This window comes from Streptomyces sp. MNU76 (assembly GCF_020982545.1).
Taxonomy (GTDB): domain Bacteria; phylum Actinomycetota; class Actinomycetes; order Streptomycetales; family Streptomycetaceae; genus Streptomyces.
In genome coordinates this window covers 427,285-451,301 of sequence record NZ_JAJKLK010000019.1, presented here as the reverse complement: position 1 = coordinate 451,301, position 24,017 = coordinate 427,285, and the positions used below count along the sequence as shown (strand labels likewise).

The 24,017-nt window shown below is 71.8% G+C and carries 15 protein-coding genes and 4 pseudogenes; 3 read left to right on the top strand and 16 right to left on the bottom strand.

The window, feature by feature from the left end:
• Nucleotides 1–22: 22 nt before the first annotated feature.
• A pseudogene (locus tag E4N62_RS28480) lies at nucleotides 23–1,175 on the bottom strand (glycoside hydrolase family 6 protein).
• Between the two features lie 209 nt (nucleotides 1,176–1,384).
• Between E4N62_RS28480 and E4N62_RS28475 the strand changes: the two are divergent.
• Entirely contained in the window at nucleotides 1,385–2,122 is a 738-nt protein-coding gene (locus E4N62_RS28475) for a DUF5995 family protein (protein ID WP_230219273.1), read from the top strand.
• Between the two features lie 92 nt (nucleotides 2,123–2,214).
• Here E4N62_RS28475 and E4N62_RS28470 read toward each other — a convergent pair whose 3' ends face one another.
• The 8 genes and pseudogenes from E4N62_RS28470 to E4N62_RS28435 form a co-directional block, all read right to left on the bottom strand.
• The gene (locus tag E4N62_RS28470; RefSeq protein WP_230219271.1) at nucleotides 2,215–3,927 is read right to left on the bottom strand and encodes an NAD(P)/FAD-dependent oxidoreductase; all 1,713 of its coding nucleotides are present in this window, start codon (nucleotides 3,925–3,927) and stop codon (nucleotides 2,215–2,217) included.
• Between the two features lie 54 nt (nucleotides 3,928–3,981).
• Nucleotides 3,982–4,768 (bottom strand): annotated as a pseudogene (locus E4N62_RS28465) (carbon-nitrogen hydrolase family protein).
• Between the two features lie 249 nt (nucleotides 4,769–5,017).
• A pseudogene (locus E4N62_RS28460) lies at nucleotides 5,018–6,215 on the bottom strand (MFS transporter).
• Nucleotides 6,216–6,350: 135 nt separating this feature from the next.
• A pseudogene (locus E4N62_RS28455) lies at nucleotides 6,351–7,848 on the bottom strand (HAD-IA family hydrolase).
• A gap of 64 nt (nucleotides 7,849–7,912) precedes the next feature.
• A complete protein-coding gene (locus E4N62_RS28450; protein ID WP_230219269.1) occupies nucleotides 7,913–8,995 on the bottom strand; it encodes an ABC transporter ATP-binding protein in 1,083 nt (360 codons plus the stop codon).
• A 3-nt stretch (nucleotides 8,996–8,998) separates the two neighbouring features.
• Complete coding sequence (locus tag E4N62_RS28445) at nucleotides 8,999–9,847, bottom strand: ABC transporter permease (protein ID WP_230219267.1); 849 nt, start codon at nucleotides 9,845–9,847, stop codon at nucleotides 8,999–9,001.
• Nucleotides 9,835–10,737 (bottom strand): ABC transporter permease subunit, encoded by a 903-nt coding sequence (locus E4N62_RS28440; RefSeq protein ID WP_230219265.1) that lies wholly within the window; start codon nucleotides 10,735–10,737, stop codon nucleotides 9,835–9,837. The genes E4N62_RS28445 and E4N62_RS28440 overlap by 13 nt, the downstream gene beginning before the upstream one ends.
• Entirely contained in the window at nucleotides 10,734–11,888 is a 1,155-nt protein-coding gene (locus tag E4N62_RS28435; protein WP_230219259.1) for an ABC transporter substrate-binding protein, read from the bottom strand. Before E4N62_RS28435 ends, E4N62_RS28440 begins: the two co-directional genes overlap by 4 nt.
• Nucleotides 11,889–12,115: 227 nt before the next feature.
• Between E4N62_RS28435 and E4N62_RS28430 the strand changes: the two genes are divergently transcribed.
• On the top strand, nucleotides 12,116–12,856 hold the full coding sequence (locus E4N62_RS28430; protein ID WP_230219258.1) for a GntR family transcriptional regulator: 741 nt from the start codon (nucleotides 12,116–12,118) through the stop codon (nucleotides 12,854–12,856).
• Between the two features lie 93 nt (nucleotides 12,857–12,949).
• Here E4N62_RS28430 and E4N62_RS28425 read toward each other — a convergent pair whose 3' ends face one another.
• The 5 genes from E4N62_RS28425 to rpe form a co-directional block, all read right to left on the bottom strand.
• Nucleotides 12,950–13,402: an Lrp/AsnC family transcriptional regulator gene (locus tag E4N62_RS28425; RefSeq protein WP_230219257.1), complete on the bottom strand. Its 453-nt coding sequence runs from the start codon at nucleotides 13,400–13,402 to the stop codon at nucleotides 12,950–12,952.
• Between the two features lie 10 nt (nucleotides 13,403–13,412).
• Nucleotides 13,413–14,879 (bottom strand): amino acid permease, encoded by a 1,467-nt coding sequence (locus tag E4N62_RS28420; RefSeq protein WP_230219256.1) that lies wholly within the window; start codon nucleotides 14,877–14,879, stop codon nucleotides 13,413–13,415.
• 305 nt (nucleotides 14,880–15,184) lie between these two features.
• A complete protein-coding gene (locus tag E4N62_RS28415; RefSeq protein ID WP_230219255.1) occupies nucleotides 15,185–16,627 on the bottom strand; it encodes a GuaB1 family IMP dehydrogenase-related protein in 1,443 nt (480 codons plus the stop codon).
• 299 nt (nucleotides 16,628–16,926) lie between these two features.
• Nucleotides 16,927–17,970 (bottom strand): sugar-binding transcriptional regulator, encoded by a 1,044-nt coding sequence (locus E4N62_RS28410; protein ID WP_215451002.1) that lies wholly within the window; start codon nucleotides 17,968–17,970, stop codon nucleotides 16,927–16,929.
• A gap of 159 nt (nucleotides 17,971–18,129) precedes the next feature.
• Nucleotides 18,130–18,816, bottom strand: a complete 687-nt coding sequence (gene rpe / locus E4N62_RS28405; protein ID WP_215451001.1) for a ribulose-phosphate 3-epimerase — start codon at nucleotides 18,814–18,816, stop codon at nucleotides 18,130–18,132.
• Between the two features lie 161 nt (nucleotides 18,817–18,977).
• Here rpe and E4N62_RS28400 point away from each other — a divergent pair, with 161 nt between their 5' ends.
• On the top strand, nucleotides 18,978–21,131 hold the full coding sequence (locus tag E4N62_RS28400) for an MMPL family transporter (RefSeq protein WP_230219254.1): 2,154 nt from the start codon (nucleotides 18,978–18,980) through the stop codon (nucleotides 21,129–21,131).
• Nucleotides 21,132–21,143: 12 nt separating this feature from the next.
• On the opposite strand, the gene E4N62_RS28395 is transcribed toward E4N62_RS28400, so the two are convergent.
• Both E4N62_RS28395 and fmt read right to left on the bottom strand, forming a co-directional pair.
• Nucleotides 21,144–22,571: an RsmB/NOP family class I SAM-dependent RNA methyltransferase gene (locus E4N62_RS28395; protein ID WP_230219253.1), complete on the bottom strand. Its 1,428-nt coding sequence runs from the start codon at nucleotides 22,569–22,571 to the stop codon at nucleotides 21,144–21,146.
• A gap of 139 nt (nucleotides 22,572–22,710) precedes the next feature.
• Nucleotides 22,711–23,643, bottom strand: a complete 933-nt coding sequence (gene fmt / locus E4N62_RS28390; RefSeq protein WP_230219252.1) for a methionyl-tRNA formyltransferase — start codon at nucleotides 23,641–23,643, stop codon at nucleotides 22,711–22,713.
• Nucleotides 23,644–24,017: the final 374 nt, after the last annotated feature.

The following is a 24,017-nucleotide window of genomic DNA, read 5'->3' as shown; positions in this document are numbered from 1 at the left end:
CTGATCCGGGCGCCGGGCCCCCTCACCCGCGCGCCAGCTCGTACGCGTACCCGGCGAGAACGCCCCGGCCCTCCCCGGCAGCCGTCGGACTCGCCCGGGAGTTTCACCCACAGATAGGCGTCGACGCGGGGTTCGCCGGTGGTGAGGGTGGGTGGGCGGCCGAGGGCGCGGCCCGCGGGGTCGCACCAGGCGCCGTCGGCCGGGGCGCCGTTGCCGTTGCGGCTGGTGTCGATGACGGCGCCGAGGCCGGCGGGAGCGCCGAGGGCGACGAGGACCCGGCGGGTGTAGGCGACCTCGGCTTGCGTGCGGTTGAAGTTCGACACGTTGCTGAAGACGCCGTCGGAGCCGTCGGGAGCGGCGGCGCCCGCCTGCCGCAGGAGTGCGGCCTGCTCGACCGGGGTGTTCCATTCCGAGTGTCCGGCGTCGTGGTAGACGCGGGCGCTCGGGTTGGCCGCCTTGACGACCCGGCCCGCGCGGGCGAGTGAGGAGAAGCGGTCGGCGCGGGCGTCGACGGAGAGACAGTCGGACTGGGCGATCGCGTCCGGCTCCAGGATCACGATGACGTCGTCCGAGCCGAGCCCGGCGGCGAACGCGTCGATCCAGGTGTCGTACGCGTCCAGGTTCGGCGCCCCGCCCTGCGAGGCACCGCCGCAGTCCCGGTCGGGGATCGCGTAGGCCACGAGGACCGGCACCTGGTCCCGCGCGGCGCCTCCGGAGGCGACCGCCGCGACCTGGGAGGTGATCGTGGCGGGGGTGGGATCGGTGAACCAGACGGCGGCGGGGCGATCGGCGATGCCCGTCTCGATGGCGGCGCCGCGCGGGTCGTCGGGGTGGTCACGGACCCAGTCGAGGACCTGCGAGTCGGGGTGGCGGTAGAGCTCGCCGGGGCCGGTCCCGGGTGCCGCCCGCCGTTCGGTCCGCTCCGCCGAGGGCGCCGTGCCGGCCTTCACCGAGGGCCCGCGCGAGTGCGAGGGCGACGGCGAGGGCGAGGTGTGTCGTGGGGAGGTGGGGCCGGGAGAAGCCGGTCCGGTCGGGCCGGAAAGCGCGGAGGGGGCGGAGAGACCGGACGGGTGGCCCCCTGAGCGGCTCGTCGGCGGTCGGGTCTCGCCGCCCGTCGCCGCCACCATCGCGGTGACCGTTCCGCCGACGGCCACGATCGCCGCGACGGCCGTCATGGCAGCGCGCCGAACCGCCCGCCGACGTTCGGCCCGGCGTGCGGCCAGACGCTGGGCGCGTAAGCCTGGCACGTGGTGCTCCCCCCTGCTCCCCGGACCGCGCTGCGTCGGTTCCCCGGCACTTCCCGCCGCGCCCGCGTTACCCCGTTCCGGGGACGCGCCGGGCACGGCGGCACCGGTGTCAGCGTAGGCCTGCGACCCTGCCCCCTATGGCGCTGTGGGAACATTTCACCAATTCCGGGGACTCGACGGGCACGGCGGTCGCGGCCGGCGCGGTGGACACCGTCGTCCGCCGTATGCGAGCCCTGGACGCGATCCTTCCCGAGCGGGACGGGATCGCGGTCTTCAACAGGGTCTACCTCGCTGTCACGGAGGCCATCGGCCGGCGCCTGGACACCGGTCACTTCCCGGACGCCGAGGCCGCGATCACTCTGGACGTGCTCTTCGCCGAGCGGTATCTGAGCGTCGCCGAGGGCGGCCGCGCACCCGCGTGCTGGCGGCCGCTGCTGCAGTTCCGGCGTCATCCCGGGGTACGCCCGCTGCAGTTCGCCCTCTGCGGCATCAACGCGCACATCGGGCACGATCTCGCCCTGGCCGTCGTGGACAGCTGTCGTACGCTCGGCTGCGGACCAGCCGATCTGGAGGACGAGTTCGAGCAGGTGGGCGATGTCCTCGTTGCGTTGGAGGAACGTATCCGCGAGGAGCTGATGCCGGGTCCCGATCTGCTTCAGGTCGCTGATCCGCTCACCCATCTGCTCGGCGCGTGGAGCCTGGAACGCGCCCGTGAGGCCAGTTGGTCGGCCGCCCGCGCGCTGTGGGCACTGCGCGGGCTCCCGGATCTCGCCGAGGAGTTCGCCCACCGGCTGGACGCGGCGGTGGGCCTGGCGGGCCGCATGCTGCTGACCCCGCTGCCCGAGCGAACCGACTGGCCCCGAACCCGCTCCTAGGGTCTGTCGTTTGGATCACGCCGACTTCGGGCGACGGCGCCTGAGGCCTGCCGGCAAGCCCCGCGGCCCAGGCGTGATCGGAACGACAGGCCCTAGTCCTCGGGGAGTTCGACGGGAGCGATCGTGTGGTAGAGGTCTCCCGGGCCGGGGTTGGTCGCGTCCGTGGTGCCGCCGAAGTGGTGCATGACACCCCAGACCGCGTTGAGCGCGGTCTGGATCGCGCCCTCCGCCCAGCCGGCCGTCCAGGAGATGTCGTCGCCGGCGAGGAAGATGCCCCGCTTGTCGTCGGGCAGCCGGTCCTGCATGAAGTGGGTGAACAGGCGCCGCTGGTAGCGGTAGTGGCCGGGCAGGTTCGCCTTGAACGCGCCCATGAAGTAGGGCTCGTTCTCCCAGGAGACGGTCACCGGGTTGCCGATGACATGGCTGCGGATGTCGACGTTCGGGTAGATCTCGCCGAGCGACTTCAGCATGACCTCCATCCGCTCGTTCGCCGACAGCGGCAGCCACTTGAGGCTGTCGTCGCACCAGGTGTAGGAGAGGCAGATGACGGCGGGCTTGTCGGGGCCGTCGTCGAGGAGGTAGGTCCCGCGCGTCATCCGGTCGGTGAGTGTCATCGACATCACGTCCCGCCCGGTCGGATTTCCCCTGTCGTCGACGGCCTTGTCGAGCCAGAACGGCCGGTCCACGGGCACGAAGAGCTTGCTGGACTCCATGTAGTGGGTCCGCTCGATGGCCGTCCAGTGGTCGATCGGGAAGAGCGAGTCGTCACAGGCGATCTTCGACAGCAGCATCCAGGACTGGGCGGTGAAGATCGCCGCCCGGTACGTACGGATGTCACCGTTCGCGTCCGTCACCGTGATCCGGTTGCCGGCGGTCCGCTGCAGCCGGGTGACGGCGGGCCGCGGCTCCCCCTCGGCGTGCAGGGACCTCAGGGACGTCCCGTACGGCCAGTGCACGATCTTCTCGGGCTCGCGCTCCCAGAGCCGCAGCGGGAGTTGCTGGCTGCCGCCGACGATGCCGCGGTGGTGGTCGTCGGCCTCGGTGTAGACGACGCGCAGGATCTCCAGGATGGAGTTGGGGAAGTCGGTGTCCCAGCCGCCGGTGCCGAAGCCGACCTGGCCGAAGATCTCGCGGTGCCGGAAGGACTTGAACGCCTCGGAGTCGCAGAGGAAGCCGTAGAAGGTCTGGTTGTCGAGCCGCTCGACGAGCTTCGCCCAGATCTCCCGGATGCGCGGCACGTCCCGCTCACGCAGCGCCCGGTTCATGTCGGAGAAGTCGGCGCCCTCTTCCAGGCAGGCCTTCCAGGCGGCGGCCACGTCCCGGTAGACCTGCGGCAGGTCGTCGATGGTCTCGGCGTAGTGGGACTCGCCCTTGAGATCGACGACGGTCGACGGCGTGGCCTCCGCGAGGGGGTTGGGGAACGGCCAGGTCTCCAGACCCGCCAGGTCGATGTAGTGCTGCAGCGCCGTGGAGGACGGCGGGAAGCGCATGGCCCCCATCTCGGCGGTGAGCGACGGATCGCATCCGTCGAAACCGACCGTCCGCAGACGCCCGCCGATCCGGTCGGCCTCGTACACGACCGGCTTGAGCCCCATCTTCATCAACTCGTAAGCCGCCACGATGCCGGACAGCCCGCCGCCGATCACCGCGACCTCGGCCCCGTGCTCGGTGGCCGGTATCTGGCCCAGACCGGCCGGGTGGGCCAGGAAGTCGTCGTACGCGTACGGGAAGTCCGGGCCGAACATGGTGATCGGCGGCTGCTGCTCGTCTGCGTGCTCGACGGCGTTGGGCACGGTGGACGTCATGGGGTACGGACTCCTTGCGGTGAAGCGGGTGTTCGGGGTGGGGCGGGGCGGGGCTCAGACGAGGGAGCCGTAGAGACCGGGGCGACGGTCCTGGAGATACGGGTTCGCCTCGCGGGAGGCCGCGACGAACGCGGGGTCGACGTCGGCGAGGACGAGGTCCTCCTCGCGTCCGGCGCGGGTGCGCGCGACCCCGTCCGGCCCGGCCAGTGTGGAGAGCCCGACGAACTCGAACTCCCCCTCGCGGCCGACCCGGTTGACGTAGGCGACGTACATCTGGTTCTCGAAGGCCCGCACCGGGATCATCGACTCGGCGACGAACTGGAAGGGATGCATCTGGGCCGTCGGCACCACCAGCAGATCGGTGCCGGCGAGCGCGTGGGCGCGGACGTTCTCCGGGAACTCCACGTCGTAGCAGATCAGGAGTCCGACGCGGAGCCCGCCCAGGTCGGCCTGGACGACGCTGCGCTCGCCGGGAGCGAAGTGGTCGCGCTCGAAGCAGCCGAAGAGATGGGTCTTGCGGTAGTTCGCCAGTCGGACGCCCTCGGCGGAGACGAGCTGCGCCGAGTTGAAGACCACCTCACCGGCGCGCTCCGGGTACCCGTAGACGATCGCGACGCCGTGGCGTCCCGCGATCTCGGCGACCGCGTCGGCCGAGTCGCCGTCGGCCGCCTCGGCGAGCCGCGCGATGTCGTCGCCGATCGCGTACCCCGTCAGGAACATCTCCGGCGTCACCACCAGCCCCGCCCGGCGTCGGCGGCCCGCCCGCGGCCTCGTCGAGCACCTTCAGGTTCCCGACGACCGAGCCGGGCAGACCGGAACTCTGGAGCAGGGCGGTACGCATGCGTGTTCCTCACCGGGACAAGGGGGTGTTCGGGGGCCAGAAAGGGGGCCAGAAAGACGGTACGGCCGCCGCGCCGACCCGGACAAGCGGCGGCCATTGCGCACCGAGGGACGATTCATTGCGTGGGTGCCGGCCCGCACGACGATTCGTTGCGCGCCTGAGAGAGGGCGCCACCCGCGCCCCTCAAGGGGCGCGGGGAACTGCGCGATCAGCCACAATGCACCCGCAGCCGCCCACGCGCCCCGCGCTCTACGCGCCTCTTCGCCCCACCAACACACCCGCCGTCACGAGATACGGCACCGCGAACACGGCGAACACCACCCCGTGCGCATACCCCGCCGCCCCGATCACCGCGTACGCGGCGAAGACGGCGACCGTCGCCGTCTCGGTCCCCATGCTCGCGACGGACGTCACCGTCGCCCGCCGGGCCGCGTCGATCCGGTCCTGCAACCGCGCGTCGGCGAGCACGTTGACCAGCTGGAAGCCCCCGAAGGCGACGGCCACCAGTCCGATGCCGGCCGGCGTCCCCAGCAGCGCCCCCACGGCCAGCGCGACCGCCGAGCCCGCGAGCACCGCCCCCAGCCGGGCCGTGCCCCACCGCTCCCCAGGCCGGTCAGCAGGCTGCCGATCGCCTACCCACCCAGATCACCAGCAGCAGGTACGGAACCGTCTGCTCGGCCACCCCGGTGTCCCGGACCAGCAGCGGCGTGTACTCGTCGAGCGCGCCCCAGACCGCCCCGACGGCCGGCACGAGAAGCAGCGTGCCCCGTACGGACCGGTCCCGGCGGACCTCGGTGAGCCCCGCCCGCAGGGTGGCGAGGGTGGAGGCGTGCTTCGGCCCCGGCACCGCTTCCCGGTGTTCGGGGAACCGCGTGGCCGTCACCGAGGTCAGCACACAGGCCAGGATGCTCGCCGCACCCACGGCCGGGTAGCCGCCGAGGTCGAGGACCGGACCGGCGAGCCCCATCGCGGCCATCACGGCGACCATGCCGACCGCCTGGGCCCGGCCGACGACCCGCGCGTACCGGTCGGCGGCGCCCAGCCGGTCGAGCTCGTCGTAGACGAGTGCTTCCAGCGCACCGGAACCGAGCGCGCCGCGCACACCCCACAGGACGAATCCGAGGGCGAAGGCCCAGTACGAGGGAACGATCACCCACAGGGCGAAGCCGACGGCGGTGAGCAGCGGCCCCGCCCACAGCAGCAGTCGCCGGGAGACGGCGTCGGCCCAGGCACCGGAGGGCACCTCCAGCACGATCCCGGTGACGGACCACAGGGCGAACAGGGAGGAGATCTGCCAGATCGACAGGCCGGTGTCGCTGAACAGCAGCGCGTACACCGGGTAGAGCAGCACGAAGTCGTCGAGGAACGCGTAGGCGTACAGCGTGGCCGTGAGCCGCCGGACACCGGTGGTCGCGTCACCGGGCGCACGCGCGGGTGAGAGAGTCATGAGGCCTTCCCGAGGGAGCGGATCGGACGTCGTCGGTACGGCGTCCGAGGCGGTCCTCGGGAGGCGCGGCTGGTGGATCAATGTCGCCAGGTCATGGCACCGATACTAGCCCGGCCGCACCTTCCGGCCCAGGGGTTATCGGGGATCGCGCCCGGCGTCCGGCTGCGGCTCCGGCTCCAGCGCGAACGTGGTGATCACCGCGGCGTGGTCCGACGGCCAGTCGTTGTCCTCGACGTCCGGCCACGGGCGGGGGGTGCCGCTGACGTGGGTCCGGGAGTCGAGCACCGCGAGGCCCCGGTGCAGGACGAAGTCGATCCGGTCCTGCGGCTCGGGCCGGCCGCTGCCGTCTTCGTGCTCGACGTGGATCGGCGACCAGGTGTGGCCGGGCTGCCGCACGGGGTCGGGGTGGGCCTCGCGGTAGGAGTCGCGCAGTCCGTCCGCCTCGGCGGCCCTGGTCACCGGCCAGTCGACGTCCGGCCGGTCGAGGTGCGAGGGGCTGTTGAAGTCACCGACCAGCACGACGGGCACGGCGGGCGCGGTGTCGTCGAGCCGGCGCAGACAGTCCCGCAGCTGGGCCAGCCGCACCTCCTCGTGGGCGATCAGCTCGGCGGCCGGCAGCCCGTCGAAGGCGGCCTCGTAGGGACCGTACGGCTGGTAGTCGAGGTGGACCGTCCAGATGTCGACCTCGGCGCCGGAGTCGGTCCTGATACGGACGCCGGCGGCCCCGTAGAAGCCGACGTCGGGGTCACCGAGGCGAGCCGTGATCGGGTGGCGGCTGATGATGCCGAGGTTGTCGCCGGCCCGGTGGTGGTGCCAGCCGAGGGCGTCGGCGAGTTCCTGGGCGGCGGTGCCGTACGTCTCCTGGAGGCCGACCACGTCGACACCGGTCTCGGTGATCACCTTGAGCTGCTTGGCGCGGTGATCGCGGACCTTGGTGCCGCCGTACCAGAGGTTCCAGGTCATCACGCGCAGGGCGGGTCCGTCGGGCGCGACCAGCAGCCGCAGGCTCGCCGGTGTCACGGCCTCCAGGCTCTCCCGTACGGTCCGGCCCGGGGCCTCCTCGATGGGGGCGAGCGAGGGAACGGCGAGGACCACGCACCCGGCGGCCTCGGCCGAGGTGACGCCGGTGCTGGTGTCCTCGACGGCGACGCAGGCGGCGGGTCGACACCGAGGGCGTGGCAGGCGGCGAGGTAGGGGTCGGGGCGGGCTTGGTGTGCTCGGTGTCGTCGGCGGTCACGGAGACGGCGAACAGGTCTCGGCCGAGGACGTCGAGGACGGTGTCGGCGACGGCACGCGGCGACGCGGTGACCAGGGCGGTGGGCACGCCCTCGCGGGCCAGGGCCCGCAGCAGCTCCAGCGCGCCCGGGCGGGGCACGATCCCGGTGCGGACCCGTTCGGCGAACTCCCGGTGCAGCTCGGCGGCGAGCGCGTCCCCGTCGGCGCCGGTGAGGGCGGCCAGCCAGCCGGCGGTGTGCTCGACGGGGCGGCCCAGTACGTCGGGCTGGTCGGCCTCGGTCAGCGCGCGCCCGAGGCCGGCGGCCACCTCTGCGACCGCCTCCCACCACAGCCGCTCGGTGTCGACGAGCGTGCCGTCCATGTCGAACAGGGCGGCCTGGAGCGCGGATCGGGACACGGGACTCTCTTTCCGTGGGTGTGTCGGGACCGCGGGTCCCGCCGTGAGGGCGGGCGCCCGTGTCTCAGCGGGTGGGGCGGGCCGCGACCAGTACGGGCCGCTCGGGGAGGCCGACCGTCACGGAGCTTCCGGCGCCGAGGGCCGCCGCCTCGTGCGTGGGCAGGTCGGCCTTGACCTCGCTGCCGTCGGCGAGCCGTACGGTGAGGCGGGTGGCGGCGCCGAGGAACGCGGTGGCGACGACCTGGGCGTCCCCGGTGTCGTCCGCCCGTACGCCGACCGCCTCCGGCCGTACCAGGACGTCCACGTCCGCGGTGTCCGGTGCCGTGCCGTCCACGGGGAGCCGGCGGCCGAGGACCTCGACGGTGGTGCCGTCGAGCCGGCCCGGGATCCGGCTCATCGTGCCGACGAACTCGGCGACGAAGGCGGTGGCCGGGCGGCCGTACAACTCGACCGGGGTGGCGCACTGTTCGAGGCGTCCGGCGTGCATCACCGCGACCCGGTCGGCCATGGACAGGGCCTCCTCCTGGTCGTGCGTCACGAAGAGGGTGGTGATGCCCAGCTCCTGCTGGAGCCGGCGGATCTCCTCGCGGAGGGTGAGCCGCACCTTGGCGTCGAGAGCGGAGAGCGGTTCGTCGAGCAGCAGCACACGGGGCCGCAGGGCGAGCGCCCGGGCGAGGGCGACGCGCTGCTGCTGGCCGCCGGAGAGCTGGTGGGGGTACTGGGCGCCCTTGTCGGCGAGGCCCACGAGATCGAGCAACTCGGCTGCCCGGGAACGCCGTTCGGCCGTGCGCACCTTGCGCATACGCAGGCCGAAGGCCACGTTGTCGAGGGCGCTGAGGTGCGGGAAGAGGCTGTACGACTGGAAGACCATCCCGGCGTCGCGCCGGTGGGCCGGGACGCGGGTGACGTCCTCCCCGTCGACCAGCACCTCGCCGGCGTCGGGGTGTTCGAAGCCGGCGAGCATCCGCAGGGCGGTGGTCTTGCCGCAGCCGGAGGGGCCGAGCAGGGCGAGCAGTTCGCCGGGGCGGACGGTCAGATCGAGGCCGTCGAGGGCGACGGTGGCGCCGAACTCCCGGCGCAGGTCCCGGAATTCGACGGTGGCGGCGGTGCCGGTCGCGGTCATCTCAAGATTCTCGAGCACGGTCATGGTTCATCCCCCGGAGGCGGAAGCGGTTCGGGTACGTCCGCCGAAGGAGGCGAGCGCGAGGAGCATGGCCCAGGTGACGAGCAGGCTGAGCACCGAGACGGCCACGGACAGCTGGGCCTGCGAGCCGCTGACGTTGACGATCCACACGGCGAACGGCCGGAAGCCCAGCAGTTGGGCGACGGTGAACTCGCCGAGCACGAGCGCCAGGGTGAGGAAGGCGGAGTTGAGCAGTGCCCCGCGCAGATTGGGCAGCACGGCCCGCACCAGCGCCTGCGGCCAGCTCGCCCCGCAGCTGCGGGCGGCCTCCACGAGGGTGCGGACGTCCATGGCACGCAGCCCCGCGTCCAGCGCGCGGTGCACGAAGGGCAGCGCCATCACGACGTAGGCGAGGACCAGCACCACGGGGAAGTCGGGGTTCTGGACCGCGACGAAGGTCTGGAACAGCGGGGTCCTGGAGAGGTGTTCGGGCCCCCACTTGAGCACGGTGCCGAGGCCGGCGACGAACGCGATCGGCGGCACCACCAGCGGCAGGGCGCACACCACCTCGACGACGGGCCGCAGTCTGGGGGCACCGAGCCGCAGCGCGACCATGGCGGGCACCATCAGCAGCAGCACGACGGCGATGGTCGCGGCGGCCAGCTCCAGCGAGAGCAGCAGACTGGACACGAAGCCGTCGGTGCTCAGGATCTGGGTGTAGGCGTCGAAGGTCACGCCCTCACCGGGCACGTCGACCGTGAAGATCACGGAGGCGGCGAGCGGGACGAGGAAGTACAGCCCGGCGCAGGCGAACACCAGCGGACGCCACAGGGCCGGGCGGCGCGACGCCGGTCGCGCCGGGTTCAGGCCAGCCATCGCGCACTCCGTCGTTGCAGGGGCAGGTAGACGGCCATGACCAGTCCGGCGATCAGGACCATGTCGAGGCTGAGGGCGAGCGCCACGTTCTCCTGGCCGACCAGGACGTTGCCGGAGATGGCGTCGGCGATCTGCAGGGTGACCAGCGGGATGGAGCTGCCCACCATGGCGGCGGCGGTGGCGTACGCGGCGAAGGCGCTGCCGAAGAGCAGCACCAGCCCGCCGAGCAGTGAGGGAGCGAGCACGGGCAGGGCCACGTGGATCCAGTACTGGAGGCCGGTGGCGCCGTTGTTCTGGGCGGCCTCCCGCCACTGGACGCGCAGCCCGTCGAGAGCGGGGGTGATGGTGAGGACCATCAGCGGGATCAGGAAGTACAGGTAGACGATGACCAGTCCCCAGAAGCTGTAGAGGTCCCAGCCCTTGTCCGTGAGGCCCAACTGTCTGGTCAGCACACCGGAGTTGCCGAGGGTGGCGACGAACGCGAAGGCGAGCGGGACTCCCCCGAAGTTGGCGAGCACCCCGGAGGCGGTGAGCACGGCCTCGCGCAGCGCCGGGAAGCGGGAGGTCACCACGGCCTGGGCGAGCGGCAGCCCCAGGACGGCGGCGAGGCCCGCCGAGACGGCGGCGAGTTTCACACTGCCGAGCATGGCCGTGAGGTAGGCCCCCTGCACGGAGGCCGTCATGTTCGCCGTGGTGTAGGAAGTGGCGCCCGTGGCCGGCTCCTTGACGGTGAACGCGCCGTTCAGCATGGCGACGGCGGGCAGCCCGAAGGCGATCGCGACGAAGGCGAGCAGCGGGAGCACGGCGAGCCAGCCGCCGGGGCGTGGCCGCCGCTTCACGGAAGCGGCGGCCACGAGTGCCGGGTCGGCCTCGGTGACGACGGCGGTCACCCGGAGACCGCCTTGGCCCAGCCCTGCGAGAGCGCGTCCTTGGCCTTGGTCTGCTGCTCCTCGGTCGGGAACTCGGGGGTGCCCGACACCTTCGGCAGCTTGGCGGCGGCCGTCTCGTCCAGCGTGCCGGCCTTCTCCATGGCGGGCATCAGCGCCGGGCGGGCGTAGCCGGCGAGCCACAGGTTCTGGCCCTCGGCGCTGTAGAGGTACTCCTGCCAGAGCCGGGCGGTGGCCGGGTGCGGGGCGTCCTTGTTGATGGCCTGGGAGTAGTACTGCGAGAACTTGCCGTCCTCCGGGACGGCGACCTTCCAGTCGACACCCTTGGACTTGAACTCGTCGGCGTACCCGGCGTTCAGGTAGTCCCAGTCGATACTGATGGGCGTCTCGCCCTTCTCGACGGTCGCGGGGGTCGACTCGACGGGCGTGTAGTTGCCGTTCTTCTTCAGCTTGGCGAAGAAGTCGAGGCCGGGCTGGATGTCGTCGAACGAACCGCCGCTCGCCAGCGAGGCCGCCCAGACGCCGCCGAACGCCGAACCGGACTTGGTGGGGTTGCCGTTGAGGGCGACCTGCCCCTTGTACTTCGGCTCCAGCAGGTCGGCGAAGGTCTCCGGGCACTCCTTGACCCGCTTGGCGTCGCACCCGATGGATATGTAGCCGCCGTAGTCGTTGTACCACTGGCCCTTCGGGTCCTTCTGGCCCTCGGGGATGTCAGCGAAGGCGGCCACCTTGTAGGGCGCGAGCAGTCCCTGCTGGGCGGCGCTGATGGCGAAGGAGCTGCCGAGGTCGAGCACGTCGGGCGCGCGGTCCTGTCCCTTGCGCGAGGTGACGGCGTTGATCTCGTCCTGGCTGGCGCCGTCCGGGTTCTCCACCTCGATCTTGATGCCGTACTTCTTCTCGAAGCCGTCGATCAGCGCGCCGTAGTTGGCCCAGTCACGGGGCAGGGCGATCGCGTTGAGCTTGCCCTCCTTCTTGGCCGCCTTGATCAGCGCGTCCATGCCGCCGAAGTCCTCGGCCGAGGTCGCGGTGGCCGCGCTCTTGCCGTCGGCGGTGGTCGTGCTCTCGGGGGCCGCGCCACAGGCGCTGAGGGTGAGTGCGGTGGCGACGGCGAGGCTGCCGCCGAGTACGGCGGTTCTCGGCAGGAAGAGGTTCACGAGCTCTCCAGGGGTACGCGCAGGGACGATCTGGGTGGAGCACTTGTCTGAACAAGTTGGCCTCATTAGGTCCGCGCTTCATATCACGCACGTAAACAGCGGCGAAATACTCGTGCACGTTTTCCCGCACAATCCCTGCCCGGAGGCCGCGTTCGGCACCCCCTTCCCCACCTCGTTAGGCTGGTCGTGCTGCGCACAGCGGGCGACCGGACGAGCGGAGGGGGACCATGTCGGCGCGACACGAGGAGATCGCCGAGGCACTGCGGCGGGCGATCGACCGTGAGGAGTACACGGTGGGCAGTCTGCTGCCGCCGGAGACCGAACTCGCGGCCCGCTACGGCGTCTCACGCGGCACGGTCCGCCAGGCCGTGGCGACCCTGACCGCCGAGGGCCTCATCGGCTCACGCCAGGGTGCCCGCCGGGTGGTGCTGGCCGGTCGCCGCAGCCAGAGCTTCGCGGAGCTGCGCAGCTTCGCCCAGTGGGCCCGTGCGATGGGCCGTGAGGCGACGGGCCGGGTGATCACGCAGGAGTACCGGACGGCCACCGCCGAGGACCGCGTACGCCTCCAGCTCGCCCCGGGCGCCCAGGTCCTGCACGTGCTGCGGCTGCGCGGCCTGGACGGGCAGCCCGTCCTGCTGGAGCGCACGGTCTACGCCGACTGGATCGCCCCGGCCGTCGAGCCCATCGAGGAGGACTGCCCCTCGGTGACCCAGCGTCTGCTCGACGACACGGGCCTGGTCTTCGCCTACGGGGAGCACGTCATCGACGCCGTGGCGGCCGGCGCCCGGGACGCCGAACTCCTCACCGTGCGCCGCACGAGCCCTCTGCTGCGGGTCCGGCGGGTCACCACCACCCGCGAGGGCCGCCCGGTGGAATGGTCCGACGACCGCTACCGCCCGGACGCGGTGACCTTCAGCGTCCACAACTCGATCGGCAACAACGCGTTGGCGCGAAAAACCGCGGAGTGACTTGAGAACCCCGGTCACGTCAAGGGGCGCGGGGAACTGCGCGAACACCTCCCACGCACCCGCACCCGCCGACGAACCGCCCACCCCGAGCTCTCAGGCGGGCGACCCGGAAGAAAACCGCCGCAGCAAAGGAGAAAGGACGAGCACCGACTTGGTCCGCTCGACGAACGACTCCCCGGCGATCCGCTCCAACACCCGCTCGAAGTGCCGCATATCAGAAGCGAACACCTGCACCACGGCATCGGCCTCACCGGTGACCGTCGACGCGGCCACCACCTCCTGATACCGCTCCAGCCCCCGCTGGATCGTCTCCGGCGAGGTGTTGCGCCGGCAGTAGATCTCGACGAACCCCTCGGTCTCCCACCCGAGCGCGGCCGGGTCCACCCGGACGGTGAATCCGGTGATCGCCCCGGTCGCCCGCAGCCGGTCGACCCGCCGCTTCACCGCGGGCGCGGAGAGCCCCACGAGTTGGCCGATGTCGGAGTAGGAGCGGCGGGCGTCCTCGGCGAGGGCGTGCACGATGCGTTCGTCGAGATCGTTCAGCACTGCGGGTGGATCACTTCTCTGGAGTCGCGAGACGGGAACGGCGATAGCCGTAGCTGAAGTAGAACACGAGCCCGGCGGCCATCCAGACCCCGAAGACCACCCAGGTCACGGTGGAGAGGCTGCCCATCATCCAGACGCAGAAGGCGAATCCCAGTGCGGGCAGCACCGGCGACAGCGGCACCCGGAAGGTCCGCGGCATGTCGGGCCGCGTCCGCCGCAGCACCACGACGGCCACGTTGACCAGCGCGAACGCGAACAGCGTACCGATGCTGGTCGCGTCGGCGAGCTGCCCCAGCGGGATGGCGGCGGCGAGGACACCGCAGAACAGCGACACGATCACGGTGTTCACGCGAGGCGTCCCGGTCTTCGGATGGACCCGCGAGAACACCTTGGGCACGAGCCCGTCGCGTGACATGGCGAACAGGATGCGGGTCTGCCCGTACAGCACGGTGAGCACCACGCTCGCGATGGCGATGACGGCACCGGCCGCCAGCAGCGTGCCCCAGAACGCGTCCCCGGTGACGTCCTTCATGATCCCGGCGAGGGCGGCCTCGGACTCACCGAAGCCCTCCCAGGGCCGCGCCCCGATCGCGACGGCGGCGACCAGCACGTACAGCGCGGTGACGATGACCAGCGACAGCATGATGGCGCGCGGCAGGTCGCGCTGCGCGTTCTTCGCCTCCTCACCGGCGGTCGAGGCCGCGTCGAATCCGATGTACGAGAAGAAGAGCGTGGCCCCGGCCGCGCTGACGCCCGCCATGCCGAGCGGCATGAAGTTCTCGTAGTTGCCGGAGCGGAAGCCCTGGAGGCCGATGAGGCAGAAGAGCAGCAGGGCGGCGATCTTCACCACGACCATGATCGTGTTGGCCCGGGCCGATTCCCGGGCTCCGCCCAGCAGGAAGGCCATCGCCAGCAGGACGACGATCAGCGCCGGCAGGTTGAAGATGCCGCCGTCGCCGGGCGGCGCGGACAGCGCGGCCGGGATGGTCACGCCGATCGTCCCGTCCAGCAGCTCGTTGAGGTACTCGCCCCAGCCGACGGCGACGGCGGACACCGACACCCCGTACTCCAGCACCAGACACCAGCCGCAGACCCAGGCGACCAGCTCGCCCATCGTTGCGTACGCATACGAGTAGGAGGACCCGGAGACCGGGATGGTGCCGGCCAGCTCCGCGTAGGACAGCGCCGAGAACAGCGCCGTGAGACCCGCGATCACGAAAGAGAGGGTGACGGCGGGACCGGCCTTGGGGACGGCCTCGCCGAGGACGACGAAGATGCCGGTGCCGAGCGTGGCGCCGATGCTGATCATCGTCAGCTGCCACAACCCGAGGGACCGCCGCAGCGACCCTCCCTCGCCCTGGCCACCCTCCGCGACCAGGCGTTCCACGGGCTTGCGGCGCATCAGCCCCGCCCCGAGGCCTACGGAGGGCGGGGCGGACCGATTCTCATGGTGCGGGGGTGCGCCTTGGTCGAGCACGCGTGGCTCCTTCATCGCTGCCGGTCAGGGCGGGTGAGGACCGACAGCACCGAACAGCAGGGGGCCACCGAGCAGGAGGTCCCCGCCACGCCACGTACAGCGCATGACCCTATGAGCCAGAGCTTCACGAGCGTAATGCGGCAACCTTGCGCGCCGACGCAAGATCGTTGCGTTCCTCACAGGTGCGCGGAGCTTCGTTGCGCGACGCCGGCAGAGTCAGGGGCGCGGGGAACTGCGCGACAAGCCACGACGAACCCGCACCCGCCGACCCGCAGCTCCCCCCGAGCTCTCAGGTGCCCGAACCCCTAACTCCAGCTGGCGTGCAACGGCTTGCCCTCCGCGTACCCCGCAGCGCTCTGCACCCCGACGACCGCCCGCTCGGCGAACTCCTCCAACGACCCGGCCCCCGCGTAGGTGCAGGAGGACCGCACCCCCGCGATCACCGAGTCGATCAGGTCCTCGACCCCCGGCCGCGCCGGGTCCAGGAACATGCGCGACGTCGAGATGCCCTCCTCGAACAGCGCCTTGCGCGCCCGGTCGTAGGCCGACTCCTCGCTCGTCCGGTTACGGACGGCCCGCGCGGACGCCATCCCGTACGACTCCTTGTACAGCCGCCCGCCGGCGTCCTGCTGGAGGTCGCCGGGTGACTCGTACGTCCCCGCGAACCACGACCCGATCATCACGTTGGACGCGCCCGCGGCCAGCGCCATGGCGACATCGCGGGGGTGGCGCACGCCGCCGTCGGCCCAGACGTGCTTGCCGTACTTCTTCGCCTCGGCCGCGCACTCCAGGACGGCGGAGAACTGCGGCCGCCCGACCCCGGTCATCATGCGGGTCGTGCACATCGCGCCGGGCCCGACACCGACCTTGATGATGTCCGCGCCGGCCTCGATCAGGTCCCGCACCCCCTCGGCGGCGACGATGTTGCCCGCCACGATCGGCACCCGGGGGTCGAGATCGCGCACCAGCTTGATCGCGTTGATCATCGACTCCTGGTGGCCGTGCGCGGTGTCGATGACGAGCGTGTCGACGCCCGCGTCGAGCAACTGCTTGGCCTTGCCCACGAAGTCGCCGTTGACGCCGACGGCGGCGGCGATCCGCAGCTTGCCGTTCGCGTCGACGGCGGGGCTGTACAGCGTGGCGCGGAGGGCGCCCTTGCGGGTGAGGATGCCCGCGAGACGGCCGTCCCGGTCGACGGCGGGTGCGTACCGGCGGTTGGCCGCGTCGAGCCGGTTGAAGGCCTCACGGGGGTCGATGTCGGCGTCGAGGAGCAACAGGTCCCGGGACATGACGACTTCGAGCTGGGTGAAGCGGTCGACACCGGTGAGATCCGTGTCGGTGACGACGCCGACGGGCCGGAGCCCCTCGTCGACGACGACGCCCGCGTTGTGCGCGCGCTTCGGCAGCAGGGCCAGCGCGTCGGCGACCGTCTGGTGGGGGTTGAGCACGATCGGGGTGTCGAGGACGAGGTGGCGGCTCTTCACCCAGGAGATGACGTCGGTGACGACCTCGATCGGGATGTCCTGCGGGATGACCACCAGGCCACCGCGGCGGGCGACCGTCTCGGCCATCCGGCGGCCGGCGATGGCGGTCATGTTGGCGACGACGAGCGGGATGGTGGTGCCCGTGCCGTCCGGGGAGGCCAGGTCCACGCCCTGCCGCGATCCGACGGCGCTACGGCTCGGGACCATGAAGACGTCGTCGTACGTCAGGTCGTACGCGGGCTGGATGTCATTGAGGAAACGCACGTGCCGCACATCCCAGTGGTTCAGAGGTGACCCCCTGACAGGACCGCCAGGGGGAAGAGCACGTACCTCATTGTCCCATGTCGGCGGGTATGAGCGGCCCCGACGGATCCTCCAGAGGGGCCTCGGGCGGCCTAGGAGGATCCTCCGAGAGCGCAGTCTCCACTCATCCCGTACCCACCGAACGCCCGCCCGCCCCGTCAGGGGCGCGGGGAACCGCGCGACCAGGGAAGCGCGCGACCAGCCACGGCGGAGCCGCGACGATCCCCGGCCCCCGCTCACCCCTCCCCGGCCCCGCGGGCCTACACCCCGTCCGGGTCCGCCCGATTGAGCGCCGGACGCGGTGTCTGGCCGGCCGTCAGCAGAGAGTCCGCGGCCGAGGTGTCCGTGACGAGGCTGGTCACCAGCCCCGAACGCAGGACGGCGTCGATCGCGGCCGCCTTGCGCTGCCCGCCCGCGATCGCGACGACCTCGGGGATGCGGCGGAGCTGGTCGGCCTTGACCGTGATGCACCGCTCGCCGAGGTCGCGCCCGACCCGGCGGCCGTCGGCGTCGAAGAGGTGCGCCGACATCTCGGCGGCGACCCCGAGGGAGGCGTAGTGCCCCCGCTCCTCGTCGCTGAGCATGTCGTGCACGGTGGAGATGCCCGCCTCCCAGGAGCCGATGGAGACACAGGCGACCGTGACCTTGTCGAAGTACTCGAAGGCCCGCGCGATCCCGGTCTGGTGGCGCAGCGCGGCCGCGGTGGCCGCGTCCGGCAGCAGCATCGGCGCGTAGATGGGGTGGGCGTCGCCACCGGACACCTGGGCGGCCCGCCGCACCGCCTCGACCGAGCCGCGCTCGGCGGTCCCGGCGTCGTACACACCCGTCAGCTGCACCACGGTGCAGGGCGGCAGCCGGTCCAGGGCGGCCGCCATGTGGATGGTGGAGCGGCCCCAGGCGAGGCCGAGGACATCGCCCTCGTTGACCAGTTCACCGAGCAGGTCCGCGGCGACCTCGCCGAGGTTCTCCGGGTCGGGGGACTCCTCGGCGTCGGCCGGGGACTCGACGACCACGGCGTGCCGCAGGCCGTACCGGGCCCGCAGCGCGTCGGAACGCTCCGCGTCCAGCTCCGCCGGGACACGGATCTCGATCCGTACGAGATCCCGCTCGAGGGCGGTCTCCAGGACCCGGGCCACCTTGAAGCGGCTCACACCGAACTCTTCGGCGATCTGGATCTTGGACTTGCCCTCGAGGTAGAAACGGCGTGCCATGGCCGCCGCCTGAACCAGCTCAGCGGGTCCCATCCGCATGGCTGACCGGCCCGCCGACATACCCGACACGGTCATCTCCTCACTGCTCTTCACACATGGATACGCCGTTCATCCTTGCAGATCCGACGTTTTCGATCAGCCCGAAGGAACGCCGTTCACGTTTCCTTGGCCCTCTGGACGCACGACGTGCCCCGCCGGCCTCGGCGTTCGCCCGGGTGTTCCTCCGTAATTCAATGGCCGCAGGCCCGGCATTCAGTGGCCGCAGGCCCAGCCCGCGGTCGCCGTCGCGGCCTCCGCCTGGGCCCGCAGCGCGCGGACCGCCTCGGCCGGGTCCTGTGCCCCGTAGACCGCGGAACCGGCGACGAAGACGTCCGCGCCGGCCTCGGCGCAGCGCTCGATGGTGGACGCGGCGACCCCGCCGTCGACCTGGAGCCACAGGTCGAGGCCGTGCTTGCTGATCAACTCGCGGGTCCGGCGGATCTTCGGGAGCATGATGTCGAGAAAAGCCTGGCCTCCGAAGCCCGGTTCGACCGTCATGATCAGCACCATGTCGAGTTCGGGCAGCAGATCCTCGAACGGCTCGATCGGCGTCGCGGGCTTGAGCGCCATGGAGGCCCTGGCCCCCTTGGCCCGGATCTCGCGGGCGAGCCGCACCGGTGCGGCGGCCGCCTCCACGTGGAAGGTGACGGAACCGGCACCCGCTTCCACGTACTGGGGCGCCCACCGATCGGGGGCCTCGATCATCAGATGGCAGTCCAGCGGCGTCTCCGTCGCACGGGCCAGGGATTCTACGACCGGCACACCGAGCGTGAGGTTCGGGACGAAATGGTTGTCCATCACGTCTACATGGAGCCAGTCGGCTCCCTCGACCGCCTTCGCCTCGTCGGCGAGACGGGCGAAGTCGGCGGACAGGATGCTGGGGTTGATCTGCGCGGCCATGGGCCAAGACTGCCATGCCCTCCAGGGGTTGCGGGCATCGGTCCGGGGTGTAGACCGTGGTTCGTCGGCCGCGGGCCCGTCGTGGTCGCTCGCGCCGACGCGGCGGAGCCGCAGATGTCACCGTCCCGCGCCCCTGACAGGGCGCGGTCGTGGAGGTCGGTATGACAGGGAACCGCGGCATCGGGCACCTCGTCTGCGGGCGGCGGGCCAAGTGGGTCGTGCTGGGACTGTGGCTGGTGGTGCTGTTCGTGGTCGCGCCGTTCGCCACGAAGCTCACCGACGCCCAGGACAACGACGCCGCCTCCTGGCTGCCGGGCTCGGCCGAGTCGACCCAGGTCCTGGAGATCTCCGAGGACTTCCGGCCGGAACAGATCCCGGCGGTCGTGGTCTACGCCCGGGAGAGCGGTCTGACCGCCGAGGACCGGGCGACGATCGAGGCGGACGTACGGGAGCTCAAGCAGCTGACCGCGCACAAGATCATCGGTGAGCGGACCCGTGGTCCCGTCTACGACCGCGCGGTCGACCCGAGGGCCGCCCAGGTCTACGTGCCGATCACGATGGACGAGAAGGGCTGGGAGCGGATCGGGCCGGCGGTGGACTCGATCCGGGACGACGTGAGTGAGGGCGGCGACGGACTCGCCGTGCACATCACGGGTCCGGGCGGCACGTCCGCCGACTTCTCCGAGGCGTTCGAGGGCATCGACTCCACCCTGCTGCTCTCGGCGATGGCCGTGGTCATCGTGATGCTGCTGCTCACCTACCGCAGTCCGACCCTCCTCCTGGTGCCGCTCCTCGCGGTCATCGCGGCCCTGTTCACGGCCCAGGCCCTGATCTATCTGCTCGCGGAACACGCCGGATTGACCGTGAACGGCCAGAGCGCGGGCATCCTCACCGTCCTCGTCTTCGGCGCGGGCACCGACTACGCGCTCCTGCTCGTGGCCCGCTACCGCGAGGAGCTGCGCCGTCACGAGGACCGCCACGAGGCGATGGCCCTCGCCCTGCACCGGGCGGGCCCGGCGGTGCTGGCGTCCGGCGCGACGGTCGTCCTGAGCATGCTGGTGCTACTGGCCGCCGAGATGAACTCCACGAGCGGTCTGGGCCCGGTGGCGGCCATCGGCGTCGCGGTGGCGCTGCTGGCGATGATGACGCTGTTCCCGGCCCTGCTGGTGATCTTCGGCCGCTGGATCTTCTGGCCGGTGATCCCGCACCTCGGGCAGGCCGACCCGACCGAGAGCGGTGTGTGGGCCCGGATGGGGCGCCGTTTCTCCCGCCGCCCCCGCACGGTCTGGGTGGCGACGGCGGCGGCCCTCGCGCTGTGCTCACTGGGCCTGATCCAACTGCGCGCGGAAGGCATCAGCAACGCGGACGCCTTCACCGGCAAACCGGACTCGATCGTCGGCCAGGAGGTCTCCGCGCGCTACTTCCCCGCGGGCAGCGGCGATCCGCTCGTGATCATCAGCAACCAGGAGCAGGCCCGGGAGGTGGGCCGGGTCGTCTCCGACACGGAAGGCGTCGTGCCGGACTCGCTCGGCCTGCCGCCCGGCACGAAACCCGCCCACGACGGCCGGGTCCTCTTCGAGGCGACCATGTCCGACCCGGCCGACAGCGAGGCGGCGAAGCAGACCGTGGAGCGGGTCCGGGACGCCGTGCACGCCGTGCCGGACGCCGACGCCCAGGTGGGCGGCGGTACGGCGGCCCTGCTGGACATGGACGAGGCGACCACCCACGACAACATCCTGATCATCCCGCTGGTGCTGGTCGTGGTCCTGCTGATCCTCTGTGCCCTGCTCCGCGCCCTGATCGCCCCGCTCCTGCTGATCGGGACGGTGATCCTGTCCTTCGCCGCCGCGCTGGGCATCAGCGCGCTCGCGTTCCGACACCTCTTCGACTACGCGGGCGAGTCGACCGACTTCCCGTTGTTCGTCTTCGTGTTCCTGGTCGCCCTGGGCATCGACTACAACATCTTCCTGACCACCCGCATCCGCGAGGAGGCCACCCACCAGGGCACCCGCAAGGCCGTGGTGACCGGCCTGGCGACGACCGGTGCGGTGATCACCTCGGCCGGCCTGGTCCTCGCCGGCACCTTCGCCGCCCTCGGCACGCTCCCGATGGTCGCCTTCGCCGAGATCGGCTTCGCGGTCGCCCTGGGCGTGCTCCTGGACACCTTCATCGTCCGCTCCGTGCTGGTCACGGCCCTGTTCCTGGATGTCGGCCCGAAGGTGTGGTGGCCGCACCGGCTGGCCCGGGAGGACGGCGGAACACCGCCACCGCCGCCGAAGGAACCGGTGGGCAGCGCCGCGGGGCCGGACGGCTGACAGGGCGGAGCGTCACGCGACCCGGCGGATGAGGGCCAGGTACATGGCGTCCGTCCCGTGCAGATGGGGCCACAGCTGGATGTCGGGCCCCTCGCCCAGCGCCGGTACGCCCTCCAGCAGGGGCCGCGCGTCGATCAGGTCGGCCGCGTCGCCGTAACTCTTGAGCACGTCGTCGACGACCGCGCGGGTCTCGGCGAGGTGCGGCGAGCAGGTCGCGTAGCCGACGACTCCGCCGACCCGCACGGACTCCAGCGCGGTCCGCAGGAGCGCCCGCTGGAGCGGGGCGAACCCGTCCAGGTCCTCGGGCCTCCGGCGCCAACGAGCCTCGGGGCGCCGCCGCAGGGCTCCCAGCCCCGTACAGGGCACGTCCATCAGCACCCGGTCGAACGCCCCCTGTCGCCAGGGCGGGCGAGTTCCGTCGGCGGCGATCACCTGGTACGGCCCGGGATTGCCGTCCAGTGCCTTGGCGACCAGTCCGGCCCGGTGCGGCTGCTTCTCGGAGGCGAGCAGCACGGCCCCGCGCTCGGCGGCGAGGGCGGCGAGCAGCGCGGCCTTGCCGCCGGGCCCGGCACACCCGTCGAGCCAAGCCTTGTCCGGACCCTCCAAGGGCGCGTTGGCGAGAGCGAGCGCCACCAACTGACTGCCCTCGTCCTGCACCCCCGCACGGCCTTCCCGTACGGCGTCCACGGCACCCGGCTCCCCGCCCTCGGAGAGCCGCACGGCGTACGGCGACCAGCGCCCCGCCACCGCGGACTCCTCCCGGAGCAGTTCCTCGGCGGTGGACCGTCCGGGCCTGGCGACGAGCGTGACCTCGGGCCGCTCGTTATCGGCCTCCAACAGCTCCTCGATGCCGGCCCGCCCGCCGCCGAGGGAGTCCCACAGGGCGGAGACGACCCAGCGGGGGTGCGAATGCACGACCGCGAGGTGGTCCTCCGGGTCGTCCTCGTAGGGCGGCGCGACCCGCTCCAGCCAGCCGTCGAGGTCGTGCCGCGCCACCTTGCGCAGCACGGCGTTCACGAACTTGGCCCGTCCGTCGCCGAGCACGACGCGCGCGAGGTCGACGGAGGCGGACACGGCGGCGTGCGTCGGGATCCGGGTGCCCAGCAGCTGGTGCACACCAAGGCTGAGCACATCGAGCACCGGGGGGTCGACCTCACGCAACGGCCGGTCGACGCACTCCGCGATGACCGCGTCGTACGTCCCCTGCCGCCGCAGCGTCCCGTACACCAGCTCGGTCGCCAGCGCCGCGTCCCGCCCGTCGAACTTGTCGGGCCCCTCCTTCTCCCGCGCCCGGCGCAGCAGCGGCGGCAGGACGAGGTTCGCGTACGCGTCCCGTTCGTCCACGGCCCGGAGCGCCTCGAAGGCGAGCATACGGACGGGGTCCTTCTGGGGACGGCGGTACGGCTTGCCCGGCTTGCCCGGACGGGACTGCTCACTCACGAAAAAGGTGCTCCGGATACGGGACGAGACATCACGGCCAGGGTACGCCGGGGGCGCGGACCACCGGGCGTCGGCCGCGGAGACCCGCGGTCGGGGCGGCCACCAGCCCGGCGGAATCGAGAATCGAAGACCGAGTCGCTCAGGCTCCGACCGACTCGCCGGATTCGATCCGTACCCCGCGCGCCCAGTCGGCGGCCCGCATCGGCTTCTTGCCCTGCGCCTGCACCCAGAGCAGTTCGACGGCGTACGACCCGGTCCCGACGTACACGTTGTTCTTGCCGACTTCGAGTGCGCCCGGGGCGAGTTCGGTCCGCTCGGGCACCGGCGCGACGTGGACGAGCTTCAGCCGCTCCCCGCGGAACGTCGTCCAGGCGCCCGGCGCGGGTGTGCAGCCGCGCACGACCCGGTCGACGCGCAGCGCGGGGGTGGCCCAGTCGATCCGGGCGTCCTCCACGGTGATCTTCGGCGCGATGGTGATCCCGTCGGGGGGCTGGGGCACGGCCTTCAGGGTGCCGTCCTCGATCCCGTCCATCGTGGCGGCGAGCAGCCCGGAGCCCGCGAAGGCGAGCCGGGTCAGCAGGTCCCCGCTCGTGTCGGTCGGCCGGATCTCCTCGGTGACTGTTCCGTACACCGGCCCGGAGTCGAGCCCCTCCTCGATCAGGAAGGTGGACGCGCCCGTGATCTCGTCCCCGGCCATGATCGAGTGCTGCACGGGAGCGGCGCCCCGCCAGGCGGGCAGCAGGGAGAAGTGCAGGTTGACCCAGCCGTGGGCAGGCACGTCGAGGGCGACCCGGGGCAGCAGGGCCCCGTAGGCGACGACGGGGCAGCAGTCGGGCGCGATCTCCCGGAGCCGCGCGAGAAACGCCTCGTCCCGGGGCCGGTGGGGCTTCAGCACCTCGATGCCGGCCTCCTCCGCCCGCTGCGCCACCGGGCTCGCGACCAGGCGCCGCCCCCGCCCCGCCGGAGCGTCCGGCCGCGTCACGACCGCGGCCACCTCATGCCTCCCCGACGCGATCAGGGCGTCCAACGCGGGAACAGCGACCTCTGGGGTACCGGCGAAGACGAGCTTCATGGATGTCTGACGGCCTCTCGGACGAAAGTTCGTACGCCCTCACGCGGCAACGCGGGACAACGCCCCAGTCTATGTTCCGCACCTCCCCAACCGCCCACCCACCCAACGCCCCAGAGTGCACCCGAGGCCGCACAGCGCACGCCACGGCCCGCAGTCGCCGCGGCGGAGGACCCCATGGGAGACCCGCACTTGTCAGCCCACCCGCACGGGCGGTGCTCGGGTGGGAGAACAAGGTCCAGGCCCAGCCGCAGCGGGGCGCACCCCCACCCACGCGCCCCACGCATATGCCCCCACGCCCCCACCCCGTTACCAGCGGAGCGAATTCGCGTTGGTCAAGAAAGAGTTGACCGATACGCGCCGCAATGGCGGCACCT